The following is a 13,328-nucleotide window of genomic DNA, read 5'->3' on the forward strand; positions in this document are numbered from 1 at the left end:
TAGTAACGTCTGACGCCACTACTGATTCAGCGCGCGCAGCACAACAGCCATCGTTTGCCGCCACTGCGGGCTATTTTGCAGTCCCGGCGCTTGCTCAAGCGCATGCTTGGCCTCAGACCATTGCCCGACCTTGGTGTAGGCCAGTGCGAGATTAAACCATGCTCGCTCAAAGCCGGGGTCCTGCGCCACAACGTCCTTGAGCAAGGAAATCGCCTCGGCAAAATCCTGCTCCTCGGCACGCAGCAACGCCAGGTAATACAGAGCCTGCCCATAGTTTGGCTCCAATTTCAGGCATTCCAGTAGCGATCCTTCGGCCAGCTTTGTATCACCAAGGCGGCTGTAGAACACCGCCGCCTGTAGGTGGACCTCAGCGGATTGGCGATCGAGTGAAACAGCGCGGTCAACTAGAAGCCTCACCTCCTCCGGGCTACCACCCAACGCCGATAAACGATCCGCCAGGATGAAGGCGTTTTGAGGTCGGTCGCTATTGTACTGCTGAAACTCCAGCCACTCGGCGATTTCATCGTGTTCCATTGGCATCCGCCCCACTAGCGAATGCGCCACCGCCAAGCGTACCGTGCGAGCGTCATCGCCCCGCATTAAGATCATGTCCTGCGGCGAATTCCCCAACGAACGCGCCACACGACTGCGGACCAGCGCACTATCGGAATCCATCAACGAGCGCAGGTAATTCACCACGTCGGGCTCATGTGTCCAGCCGCCCAATATTCCGGCGTAAGTCGCCTGCCAGGCAGGAATATCTTCTTGGGCCGCGAGCTGGAGAACTGCTCGGTATGCATCCGGCTCCCCGGCGTAAGCGGCGGCCAAGGCACGAGCGCGAGCGCGCTGCGGTAGGACAGCCAGCTTTCCACCATACCATTTCTCAGACCACTCAATGGCCCAATCCGTGGACTGGTCTTCATGGCAGGTGTTGCAGGCATTAGGGATGCCCAGTTCCTTGGTTAGCAGCGGGTCCGGTGAGAGGAAACCATGGTCGCGACGTGGGTCTCGCATCATGTAAGTCGTCTGCGGCATATGACACTCCACACAGCGATTGCCTGTGCTACCTGCCGGGTGGTGGCTATGCGCTTCCGGCTGGATGATCGGTGCATTGTCCAGGCCCGACTCGTGACAGCGCATGCAAAGCATGTTGTTGTTTACGGGCATGATCGTCTTGAGCGTGTGCGGATCGTGGCAGTCCATACACGTCAAACCGGCATGCCCCATGCGGCTCATCATGAAGGAGCCATAAACAAAATCTTCGTCCAAAATCTGGCCATCCGCATAATACAACCCCGGCTGATCCGGCAGGCTCAGCTCGTAGTGATCATGATAGTGGTCGCCGGCCGTAAAGCGGTCAGCGGTCAATTGCCCACGCCGCGAATGGCAGCTAGCGCAGTTTTCCATAACCTGCTGTGGATTCATTTTCAAGGATGGTGGCGCAACGTAACCCGGAACCTTAGCTTCAATTACGTGCGCCTCGAGGCCATCATGACATTGGGCGCAGGCAATGCCCTGCTGGAGCCAAGTCGACTGATACTGGTCGGTCTGCCAATCGTAGTTCTTTTGAAAATCCGTCATGTGGCAGGCCGCACAATTGGCGTTCCAGTTCATGCCGCGGCCCATCCAGTGTCCCCACTCACCAGGCAGGCGCCCCTGCCCTCCATAAACATCAAACCACTCGTGCTTGGCCGGATCGTAAGCAGCGCTGGTCACCTGCCAACTGCCATTGTCGATCGGCGCCAGGTATTGACGCAGCGGATCATACGCCAGCACTCCAGTTAATTCGTGCGAACTGCGGCTACCATCCAGCTCGTCCACTTCGATCATAAATTCACCCGCCTGCTTGCTTAGCTTCGTTGTAATGCCCGCATCCACAAAGCTGCGCGTCGGCACAAAAGCCGAATCGTCAAGCCTCGGGCTTACGGGGCGGTTAGCCAGCGCATGGTGGGTGTCCGTCCAATCATGAACGGTGTCGGGGTGGCAAGAGCGGCAGGCACCAGGACCGATTTTAGCCAACTGTGTGGGAAAGTAAGTTACCGGCATAACGCCACTGGAGCCGGGCGTTATGGCGGGCTTTCCGCTATTTTTCGCCCCATCCTTACTGCCTTGATCCGGCTGGCATGCCCAGAAGCCGAGGCAGGCAAAAGCCATCAGGAGGGAGAGTAAAAACCAGCGACAAAAGTGCATCCCACGATGCTTGGCGGCGTGCTACCCCGCGTCAACTCACAACGCGGCGCCAGGCTTGGTCGAGGCTGACTTAACACCGCTGCGAATAAGCCGCCTGGCAGATTTAATCGTGCTCTTCCACCCAGAGTCACCTGGATTTTCGCCAAAACGAAGGTTGAGCAGCTCCTGATAAGTCAACTGCCAGCGTCGTAGCTCATCGCCTGCCAGTTTCTCCTGCGCTGCTGCATAGTGTGGTCGAAAACGCGCGAGCATTCGACCAGCCCGCCGACGCACCGGATCGTTAAACGTCTTTCCCTGCCCCTTTGCATACGCTGAACGCCAACCCAACCAAAGCACATACAGACCGCGCACGGCCAGAGTCATGGCGCAAATCACCAACACGCTCAGCGCGGTATCGCGAACTTTATCGAGGCTCCACCCCTCCGTGAGCCAGCGCTTGAAGGCCTCCCATTTGAGCATCAGGTTCGTCTGGAATTTTTTAAATGCACCCACGGACATCTGCCGAATATTGCTCGCGAGTTCTTCCTGATCCTTCTGATCAAAGTTGATGACGCGGCGATACCAAACCATACGCACACTGTCCAACCAAGCCTCCCAGCCAGACTCCGTAGGCATCGCGCCCTGCATACCTCCATCCAATCCGGCAAGCATCGAGTTTGAGGCAGGCGTTGGATCGACCCGGAACCAACGGCCGTTGCCGTCATACACCTCCACCCAAGCGTGCGCCATACGGTTGCGCACGACAAAGTAATTCTCGTAGTCATTCCAGGCGGCACCGGCAAAGCCCGCTACCGCGCGCGCCGGATACCCTGCGGTGCGAGCCAGCATAATGAATGAACCGGAGAAGTGTTCACACCACCCCGTCTCTGCATTACGCATCCAGTAAAGCAGGCTATCTGAACGCTCATCGAGGGGTAGCCCGGTCCGCAGCGCGTAGCTGTAGTGCTCTTTAAGCCACTGCGAGGCGCGACGGCTAAACTCGACCGCGCTCAGCTTTTCTCCACCGGTAATTTCCTCAACCGCTGCTTGCAGAAAATCTAGATTTTCTCCCTCCGCGGGCACAGTCACAGTTGTCTCAGGATATTTCAAGTCACGCAGACTCCCCCCTCGCTCCTCAATGAAAGTCGGCTTGCCATAAACCGAGTTCAAGGCGCGTGCTTCCCGGTGGCTAGCCTGCATGGACTCGCTTAGGGAAACATTGGTAAGCGAATAGCCAAAAGTTGACGCCATAGGCGTTTCGAGCTCAAAGATATTGAAGTCTTCACCCGGGAAAAACTTTACCCGTTGGCCGAATTTAATCGATTCAAACGGACCAATAAGCGGTAGGTAGCTGCTCACATTGCCTTCCAAATAGTAGTCCATCTGCTCCAGCACATTTCCCCCCATGTAACGCTGCGGCGTGTCCATGTTGGAGTAGCGATTGCCCTCCTGTGCATTAACCTGAGTAAAATTGCGGGAGACTGTGGACACGCGGAAGGTGCTGTCGATCGGGTCGTATTGGTCGAGCACCACCATGCGCCAATACGGCCGAGTGGGGATTTTATCTGGTTCGCTAACCTCCACACGCAAAGCAATGCTGTCTTTGCCATTGAGCAGCTCACTGACATCGCCGTAGCGAATCGTGTCACTGAAACCAATGCCTGATCCCGCCTGTAGTTGCAAGAATGGTAAAGCCTGATCCATCTTGATTCGCGGCAGCGAAATAAAGATCACGGTGGAAATCACCACCACGATGCCAAACAGTACACCCGCCGAGGCCAGCAGCCGGAAGTCCAGCCCGTAGCGCAGCCGCCGCAGGAAGCGTGACCAGGAATAGTTCTCCCAATCATCCGCCTGCAACACCCGATCATGGCTCGACTCCAACAGATTGACCAGGAACAGCAGCCCCATCGCGATTGGCGTAAAGATCAGCATTTGCAGGGCAAAGGAAATCGAAATGAGCAACACACCCACAATGATCAACGTGAAGAGCGTCAGCAGCAAAAGCTGCAAATCCTCGCGCCGCTTGCGGAACTGGAGCGACCGGTAAAACGTCAGCAAACCTACCATGCGAATCATCGGATCAAGGAAGTTTGCCCCATGCAGCATGAAGTCCACCGCGATGATCAAGATCAGCGCCGGCGTCCCGGCTTTATTCAGCGCTGGCGGAATACGCCCAACCAACGAGGGCATCGCCGTGACCGTGACAATCCCCACGAAAAATAATAAAACCAGCCCACTGGCAATTGACTCCAGGCTCAAGAGAGACCACATGGAGATCAAGGACAGGAACTGCCCCAAAAACCACTTGAGTTGATGGAGTTCGCTTTCGTTAAGCCGAACCCGCGAGGTTGCCACTAAGGTAGGCATGTACTTCTTGTTTTGATCCTGGTTTGAAGGTAATCAGGTTACCGCCGTAATGCTCGCCAGCAGGGCGATAGCCCGAGGTCGGCTCTACCCGGGCCAACAATTCGAGGTATAACTGCAAATCATGCAATCGCTTAACGACTAACAAAGGCTCATCGTTAAGCGCCACCCCCACCAAACGCCCCTCTCGGAAGAGATCCTCGGCCAGGCTCGCGGCGAAGCTGCATAGTTTTTCAAATTGATCTTTATCCTGCCAGATCGAGGCCGGTGTTTCCACAAAGACGATGTAACCGTCGCGGTTTTCCTCCTCCATCTGTCGCACCATCAGCTGTCGCGTCCGCGCGGTAGCCTTCCAGTGGACAATGCGCTGCGGATCGCCTCGCTGATAACGGCGGATATTCATCAACTCCGCGCCACTGCCTGGGCGGCGAGTGCTAGCGCCCAGTTGACGCCCCCGCCGTGCGACCGGCGTGCGAAAATCATACTCCACGCGGCGTGGCGTCACCACGATCTCCCGTTCCACACCAACCCCCATCGTCTTGCGCAAAAAGCCAAAGGGAAATTGCGACTCCAGTCCGGACACCTCCACTTGGTCCACGCCTCGCTCCCGCGGGGTGAACAACCACTCAAGCTTGGACTGCTGGTCCGGGTCCAAACGTTCTTCGAGAAACAACCGCTCCCATTCTCCCAGTTTCTTGGTGCGAACCTTCACCCAGATACAGCACGTGGGCAACAGGCGCTTGGTGTTCCAGAGCTCGACCGAAATCGGGGCTGGTTCATCCACGCGAAAGTGCGCGGGCAAGAGCAGGCGCCACCGGCCACCACGAAAATTCATCCAGCTCAGAATCCCGCTCAAGATCAAAGTAGAAAGCACGAGCGAGAGCGCCATGAACAAAATGTTGTTGCTCGACGAAGCATAGGCAGCGGACATAAGCCCTACCGAGACCATGATGTGCACAAAGCCCGCCGGAGTAATGCCAATCGGGTGGCTCTTGGCGGGCAGAAGAAAGGTCCACAGCATACGCCATAGCCGCTCATTGTATTTCAGCTTCTTGCGTGAAGGTCCAGTATCTGCCCAATCGGTGATTTTATACTCCGGCCGTGCATCGACTGGAGTCTCAGTAATTTGATGGCGAGACATGAAGCCCAGTGGGAAATTATGGCGGTTAGACCGGAAGCGGGATGGAGTCGATCAGCTTTGTCAGGATGCCTTCTACGGCACGGCGCTCTTCCAGCGGGTCTGCGGTTTGGCGACGTAACGCCAGGCGGTGGGTAAAGACTGGCTTGACCGCCGCCGAGATGTCTTCGGGTATCATGAAAGCGCGGCCCGACAACAAAGCCCGCGCCTGCGCAGTGACTTTCAGCGCCAGGGCACCACGGGTCGAAACACCGGCCTCGAATTCGCTTTCGGTGCGAGTGGCGCTAACAAACTTCAGCATGTAATCGAAGAGGCTGTCTTCGATGAACACTTGCGGCACGTAGTCCTGAATCTCCAAGATTTCCTTTTCCGTAACCACCGGCTCGATGCTCAGGCTGTCGTAGCTGCGGCGGCTTTGGTCGGACTGTAGGATTTCCAGCTCATGCTGGCGGTCTGGGTACCCCATTTGCAAACGCATGAGGAAGCGGTCCATCTGACTTTCAGGCAAAGGGAATGTCCCCTCGTAATCGACGGGATTCTGTGTCGCAAAGACAATAAATGGCGTCCCAACAATGTAAGTTGCCCCGTCCACGGACACCTTACCGCGGTCCATCACTTCAAGCAGAGCAGACTGGGTCTTCGGCGTGGCGCGGTTAATTTCGTCAGCAAGAACGATATTTGCAAATATCGGCCCGCGCTTAAAGACGAACTCTCGCATCTGCTCATCATAAATCGAGACGCCGAGAACATCGCTGGGCAGCAAATCACTGGTAAACTGTACCCGGGAAAAATCGCAGTCAATCGAGCGAGCCAGACAATAAGCCAGAGTGGTCTTCCCGAGGCCGGGTAAATCCTCTAGCAACACGTGCCCCCCAGCAATGAGGCAGATCAGCACGTCGTCGATCACTTCATCCTTACCCCGAATTACTTTGGCGATGTTTCCGGAAAGGCGTTGAAGCGTTTCACGGATTTTCGGGGCGGGGATGGTTGTCGATGTCTGACTCATAGTTGCAAAAGTATCGCGTCGGCTGAATCCAGCGTTGGATTTTCTAGAATAATAATCGGCCGAGACTTCATGTAGTAAAGGGAATACCGGATAATACCCGTAAATACGCATCATGTTCCCTTTGACTCAAATTGCAAGCCAAGTCGATTGCTTCAGCTGGCATACCATCGAAATATCCGCATGTAGAAACTCGGCGCTGCGCAGGTCATTACCCAGGCAAAGAGAAGCCGCCGACCCACAAGGACCGACGGCTTCAGCTACCACTACTGCTACTATTCTGTGTCGGATTTAACCAACACTAAAAATATATCACAAATTTCGGAAAAATACATCGGGGCAATCCCTTATTTTTTAACAAAATTGCTACGGAAAGATGACTTGGTAGGTTACCAAATCTACCAAGTCAAGATTCTGAATGCAAAAAGCGAAAAAACCTGAGAAACGAGTGATTCCCAGAAAGATGTTTCACATTTATACTGTCATCAACGTGCTAATACGGCACGAGCTGCCGCCTAGAGCTCAGCGCCACTGGCAACTTCTTGGCGGGCCTTTTCGGCGAGCGGAGTCGACATGTAGCGCTCAGTTGAGCTGCACGCCACTGTGACAATACGCTTCCCAGCCATCTCCGGGCGCTTCGCGAGCTCCAAAGCCGAGAATATGTTGGCACCAGAGGATATGCCTACCGGAATGCCCTCTTGCAAGGTCACCTGTTGGGCGGTTGCGAAGGCTGATTCGTTACTCACCTTAATGACTTCGTCGATCAGCGAGGTGTTGCAGTTCTTCGGGATGAAGCCTGCGCCGATGCCCTGAATCTTGTGCGGGCCGGGAGCACCGCCGGAAATCACCGGGCTGGCTTCGGGCTCTACGGCCACGGTGTGCAGTTTGGTGCGGCCCTTGAGCACTTCCGAAACGCCGGAAATCGTACCGCCCGTGCCGACGCCAGCGACAAACGCATCTACCTTGCCTTCGGTCGCGCTCCAGATTTCCTCCGCAGTGGTCGCGCGGTGGATTGCCGGGTTGGCCGGATTTTCAAATTGTTGCGGCATGAATGCCTTGTATTCCTCGGCGAGTTCGGCTGCGCGGGCAATCGCACCGCCCATGCCCTTCGGACCAGGGGTCAAAATCAACTCAGCCCCCAGCATCTTGAGCAGCACGCGGCGCTCCATGGACATCGTTTCCGGCATGGTGAGCAAACAGCGGTAGCCCTTGGACGCACAAACGAAGGCCAGCGCAATGCCGGTGTTGCCGGAAGTCGGCTCGACCACCATGCCGCCCGGCTTCAGCTTACCGTCGCGCTCAGCGGCCTCAATCATGGCCAGACCAATACGGTCCTTCACGCTCGAAAGCGGATTGAAAAATTCGCACTTAACGTAAACTTCAGCTTCGAGACCTTCAGTCAGCTTGTTGAGCTTGACGAGGGGAGTGTTGCCAATGGTGGCGGTAATCGAGGGTGCTAGGGACATAGTATTTCTGTAATTAGAGGTGGACGATAATCAAACTGTGGCCGCGTTTTACCGGCGGCGGGGGCCAAAGCTGCGAATCGGCGCATTGCGCTGCTGGTTCGCATTGCGCAGACGGAAGGTGATGCGGGCTTTGTTCAGGTCATAGCGCGACATTTCCATCTTCACCATGTCACCCGTAGTGATCTTAATGAAGTGTTTGCGCAGCTTGCCGGAAATCGTGGCGAGCACGACGTGTTTGTTGGGCAGTTCCACACGAAACATCGTGCCTGGAAGCACTGCCACTACTTTTCCTTCTACTTCGATTACGTCGTCGTCTGCCATAAAATAAAAAAATGCGTCACCCGCCCGGGGTTCAAAATGGGTCCGGATGAAAGGCGCAAGAATCGCTTACCCTACGCCTGAGTCAAGGTTTTATCAAGCTTGCAAGTCATTTCAGCTTGCCGAGCCACGCTCTGACTAAAATGGTGCGGCATGGATGAATTAGAACCGCGCCAGCCACTGCCCTGCCCGTTCCAAAAGCTTTACCCGTCGCAACTCATTCGCGACGACCGGTTCTACATGCAACTCGCTTACAATCAGGCAATTGACGCTTGGAAAGCTGACGAAACGCCCATTGGTGCCGTCATCGAATACGCGGGCGAACCCATCGCCCACGCCTTCAATCGCGTTGACCAGACCAAGGACCCGACCGCCCACGCCGAGATGCTCGCCATCACCAAGGCCGCGAACTATATAGGCGACTGGCGCCTCAACGAGTGCACCCTTTACGTCACCAAAGAACCCTGCCCGATGTGCGCCGGTGCCAGTATCATGAGCCGCCTGAAAGAAGTCGTCTTTGCCGTGTCCGACCCCAAGATGGGCTATCTCGGCGGCGTCGTCGACGCCCATGCCACCCCCTCGCTCAATCACCGCCTCAACGTCCGCTCCGGCGTCATGGAGGAAGAATGCCGCGAGCTCATCCAGGCCTACTTCCGACTCAAGCGCGTCAAAGCCAAGGATACGGCGGCGGATTAAGCGTCGCAAAACGCAAATAAGCAACTGCCTAATCCGCCTCGTAGCCCACGCGCACGCGGTAGAACGTCGGGCTATTGGCGGCGGCGATCAGCTCAGCGATTTGTTCCGTGGCGTCACCCGCAAAGCTCAGACCGGCAACTGCCTCCCAGCTCTCCGGGTCCGCCAAGTTGTTCGTCTGCTCGACAACAAACGTGCACGCATCGGCATGCGGCCCGTAGTGAATGCTGGTCACGCCGCCCTCCCGCGTCACCCACGCGCGAAACTGCGAACCGCCGCTATTGGCATCCGTCCCGAGCAACGCTTCCAACTCATCCGGCCAGCCATCCTGATCCGCGTCGGGCAGCGGTATCATGACGCTTGGGTATTCGAGCCAAATCGGAGCCGTGAAACCTTTTTTGCCCTGATGAAAGTAGATGGCAAAATCATCAGCACCCCACCTGAAGGCATAGTCTCCGACGCTGGGCGCATCACCTGCAAAAGTTACGCTACTTAATTCCGGGCAGTTTTTGAATGCACTTACCCCAATCGAAAGAACACTAGCTGGAATATTGACGCTAGCCAGGCTATTGCAGAACGAATAAGCTGATTGTCCTATTGAGATAACGCCCTCCGGCAAGCTGATGTTAGTCAAGCCGTGACAGAAATGAAATGCAGCAGGCCCAATGGTAGTGAGGGTATCAGGAAGACTGATGTTAGTCAGACTAGTGCAGCTACTGAATGAACTCGAACCTATTGAAGTAACGCCGCGGCCAATAATTACACTCGCTAGCAAAGAACATCCAGAGAAAGCGTTATCGCCTATTTCAGTTATATTCCCTGGTATGCTGATAGAAGACAGCCCGCAATGCTTAAAAGCCTTAACTCCGAGAAAGACAACACCATCTGGTATGCGAATGCCAGCAAGCTGACCACAGCCCGCAAATGCCTCACTCTCAATTGATGTCAGACTTTCAGGAAGACTTACGTCGCTTAAGCTTTTGCACTCCTTGAACGTTCTTTGCCCAATAACAGTAACGCCTTGCGGGATGCTAATGCTGAGCAAAGCACGGCACTCGTAGAATGCTCCGCTCCCAATAAAATTCACACTGTCTGGTATCGTAACCGTTTTAACGCTGCTGCAGTGAGCGAAAGCATTACTATCGATAGACTTAAGCCCCTGAGGGAGACTCAAGCTTAACAGCTTAGAACATCCGCTAAATGCATTGGCTCCTATCGTCTCAACACGACTCCCAAAATTTAAGTTAGTAAGATTACTACAGTTTCTAAAGACGCTAGACTCAATAGATATAACACTATCAGGAATATTGACGCTCTCTAAGCTAGAACAAGAATCGAAAGTCGAAACTTTGATATCAGTAACACCATCGGTAAAATTGATACTTTTAAGTAGATAGCACGCACTAAATGCCCACTCTCCGATGCTCACAACTCCTTCTGGGATAGTCACATTCGTTAAGGAAGTGCAACCACTGAATGCACGATCCCCGATCGCCGTAACCGCCTTGCCCTCAATGGTCGCAGAGATAATTAACTCGCCCGAAGCAGCTGAGTCGCAATCGGTAATCGTGACAGTGTCGCCGTCGATCACGTAAGTGAGGTCCGACACATCCGCAGCCAGCAAGCCGCTGGGCAAACCGAAGCAAAGAAGAACGATTGACAGGAGTTTTTTCATGAAAACGAGAATCGGGAAATTGTATCCAAATAGTTACTTGATTAATATACTTTAGGACAAGGTTTTTCATCAACGCTCCTGAAAAATAACCAACGCGGTTGCCCCACTACAGGAACGCGACGCTTCATCGAGTGTCACCCCTGCCCCAACGCTGGAGGCTTTCAGGTGCAGAGCTTGGATCCTGCCCACGGGGCCCAAATTGCTGGCGCGGATAACACAAACACTCGCTAAAGCTTCGCGTTCCTGGAGAGGCAACAAGCTAGGCGCCTGGCGCACATAAAAAGATAGTTTTTTGTTCAGTTTTTCATTGCGAAAGGCTATCAAATGTATAGTATTTCTTTGTTCACCTAACATAAACCATCTCCACCATGAAAATTTCTCCCGCCAACATCACCCATCCGCCGTAACGCGCGGGTAGTCCAGTCGCTGTTTTGTGCGACGGCATTCGTTTCCGTGTAGACTTTGAACCGCGTGATGGGGCCCATTCGACGCCTGGCTGGTGACAGCAGTTTGGCGCGCGACGCCCCTATGGTTTTAATCCGGCCCGCTGGTCGGCAGAGCCTGCCCAGAATTATGCCAGCTTGCCGCTTCGCCGCAGCGACGTGAAGAGTGCGCCTGAGTTTTAGACGCCCTCTTAAGAGCCCCTCACAACGGAGCTTGCTCCCTCCTGCGCCGCAAACCGGCGATCGGGCGGGATGTTCATTGTTCTTTGATAGAGATTTTTCGCGGGTCCCCCCCCCCCCCCCCCGGCTGCGCCGGAAGATTAAAGGAATAGTTTAAAGGATAAAGTTGGGGATGGCCGAGCAGACTGACAATGCGGTGAGGTGCCTTCAGCAGTAAAATACACCTCATGGTAGACGCCTTAGGCTACCCAGTACACTTCATCATCACCGGCGGCGAAAGCGCCGATTGCACGCAAGCGCACGCCCTGCTTAAGCAATGCGAACAGGCCGTCCAAGACGTCATTGCAGAAAAGGGTTACGACAGCAACACCGTGCGCGAAGGTGTCATGCAACAAGCCGACGAAGCCATCATACCCTCAAAGAGCAATCGGAAGGAAACGATTCCGCATGACAAGCTGCTTTATGCCGCTAGACATCTGGTCGAAAACACCATCGGTAAGCTCATACACAACCGAAGACTCGCTACACGCTATGACAAAACAGTGTCTTCATTTGCCGCATTTGTGAACCTCGCATGCATCAAGATGCATCTAGTCAATTGATTTTGAAGAAATGACCTAACAAAATCTGGAATTTCCAAACAGGCCAATATTTAAGCGCTTAATAATCAGAAAAATGGCAACCAAATAGCATGAGACAACTGTTCGTATCTACCCAAACCAGAATTCAAGCTTCACTCCTGAGCTCGTTTAGCACTGACTAGGACGCATGAAGCGGAAGTCTCTGCCAAAGAAATTTGCGATGCTTGAGCGACGTCTGGGGCGGGAGTTGCTCAGCCAACGCTTATTGCGGCAAGCGTCGCATTGGGCCAGAGTTTCGCATCAAGGCGAAGGCGCCTTTAAACTACAGAAGTATATCCCCATTGATGACCTCGCGCTGCTGGGGCTAACGTTGACTGGGCTGCGGGGGCGCGCCCAGCGCAACATCCATGCCCACGAAGTCGTGGAGCAAACCTGGGAGCTCCCTCGCCTGCCCCGCGCCTTTGATGGCTTTCGTTTGTTGCAGCTGACGGACCTGCACATTGACATCGATGTGGTGCTGGCTGAAACCATCGCGGCCAAGGTCCGCGCGACGCCCCACGACGCCTGCGTGATCACCGGCGACTACCGTAACTCCACCGACGATGACTACAGCCCTTCCATGCGGCTCATGGCGCCCATCCTGGAGGCGATTCATGAGCAACGCTGGGGCATCCTCGGCAACCATGATTTCATCGAACAAGTCTGGTCGCTGGAAGCGGCTGGCCTGCCCATTCTGCTTAACGACGCGAGCGCAATCACACGGGGCGACGAGCAGTTGTGGATTGCCGGCGTCGATGATCAACACTTCTACGGCACGGCGGACTTTGCGGCGGCGCGCCGAGACGTGCCCGCCGACGCGTGCTGCATCCTGCTTTGCCACTCTCCCGAGTTTCACGCCGACGCCAAGCAGCATGACTACGATTTAATGCTCAGTGGGCACACCCACGCGGGTCAGCTCTGCCTCCCCGGCGGACACCATGTCATCTGCCCGGTTAAGGACCTCAGCCGCGAATTCATCCGTGGGCGTTGGCAAAGCGGCAACCTTCAAGGCTACACTTCCCGCGGCACAGGTGCCTGCGGTATCCCTGCCCGCCTAAACTGCCCACCGGAAATCACTATTCACATCCTGCGTTGTGGCAAGGCTGTGTAGGCTCTACTCAACGTATTCGACTTTATAGTAGCAGCTATCAGAACTGACAGATCGTGCTGTCTGGTCGCTTAGAGATAACATGAAGTTGCCGGGTCCAGCACTTGCTCAACCCGGCAACCGATGATAGATCAAAAACAATACCTGG

Annotated in this window: 10 protein-coding genes; 3 read left to right on the plus strand and 7 right to left on the minus strand. The window is 54.9% G+C overall.

The features are described 5' to 3' along the window. Nucleotides 1-18 precede the first annotated feature (18 nt). The 6 genes from RBB62_RS16160 to infA all read right to left on the minus strand — a co-directional run bounded on the left by RBB62_RS16160 (nt 19) and on the right by infA (nt 8,464). A complete protein-coding gene (locus tag RBB62_RS16160; protein ID WP_309400099.1) occupies nt 19-2,154 on the minus strand; it encodes a tetratricopeptide repeat protein in 2,136 nt (711 codons plus the stop codon). Between the two features lie 72 nt (nt 2,155-2,226). Next, nucleotides 2,227-4,539 (minus strand): transglutaminase TgpA family protein, encoded by a 2,313-nt coding sequence (locus RBB62_RS16165; protein WP_309400100.1) that lies wholly within the window; start codon nt 4,537-4,539, stop codon nt 2,227-2,229. After that, nucleotides 4,502-5,677, minus strand: coding sequence for a DUF58 domain-containing protein (locus tag RBB62_RS16170; RefSeq protein WP_309400101.1), 1,176 nt, complete (start codon nt 5,675-5,677; stop codon nt 4,502-4,504). The genes RBB62_RS16165 and RBB62_RS16170 overlap by 38 nt, the downstream gene beginning before the upstream one ends. 25 nt (nt 5,678-5,702) lie before the next feature. After that, nucleotides 5,703-6,680 (minus strand): AAA family ATPase, encoded by a 978-nt coding sequence (locus tag RBB62_RS16175; RefSeq protein ID WP_309400103.1) that lies wholly within the window; start codon nt 6,678-6,680, stop codon nt 5,703-5,705. Between the two features lie 512 nt (nt 6,681-7,192). Next, on the minus strand, nt 7,193-8,143 hold the full coding sequence (gene cysK / locus RBB62_RS16180) for a cysteine synthase A (protein WP_309400104.1): 951 nt from the start codon (nt 8,141-8,143) through the stop codon (nt 7,193-7,195). Nucleotides 8,144-8,191: 48 nt separating this feature from the next. Next, nucleotides 8,192-8,464: a translation initiation factor IF-1 gene (gene infA, locus RBB62_RS16185; protein ID WP_343219098.1), complete on the minus strand. Its 273-nt coding sequence runs from the start codon at nt 8,462-8,464 to the stop codon at nt 8,192-8,194. A gap of 150 nt (nt 8,465-8,614) precedes the next feature. Between infA and RBB62_RS16190 the strand changes: the two genes are divergently transcribed. Next, a complete protein-coding gene (locus tag RBB62_RS16190; RefSeq protein ID WP_309400105.1) occupies nt 8,615-9,157 on the plus strand; it encodes a nucleoside deaminase in 543 nt (180 codons plus the stop codon). Between the two features lie 28 nt (nt 9,158-9,185). On the opposite strand, the gene RBB62_RS16195 is transcribed toward RBB62_RS16190, so the two are convergent. Further along, the gene (locus RBB62_RS16195) at nt 9,186-10,829 is read right to left on the minus strand and encodes a leucine-rich repeat protein (RefSeq protein ID WP_309400106.1); all 1,644 of its coding nucleotides are present in this window, start codon (nt 10,827-10,829) and stop codon (nt 9,186-9,188) included. Nucleotides 10,830-11,670: 841 nt separating this feature from the next. On the opposite strand from RBB62_RS16195, the gene RBB62_RS16200 reads away from it, so the two are divergent. Beyond that, complete coding sequence (locus tag RBB62_RS16200) at nt 11,671-12,054, plus strand: IS5 family transposase (protein WP_309400108.1); 384 nt, start codon at nt 11,671-11,673, stop codon at nt 12,052-12,054. Nucleotides 12,055-12,220: 166 nt separating this feature from the next. Next, nucleotides 12,221-13,183 carry a metallophosphoesterase gene (locus tag RBB62_RS16205; protein ID WP_309400107.1) on the plus strand — a complete coding sequence of 321 codons (963 nt, stop codon included), beginning with the start codon at nt 12,221-12,223 and terminating at the stop codon, nt 13,181-13,183. Nucleotides 13,184-13,328 lie beyond the last annotated feature (145 nt).

It is taken from the genome of Cerasicoccus maritimus (assembly GCA_031296935.1).
In the GTDB taxonomy this organism is placed as follows: domain Bacteria; phylum Verrucomicrobiota; class Verrucomicrobiia; order Opitutales; family Cerasicoccaceae; genus Cerasicoccus; species Cerasicoccus maritimus.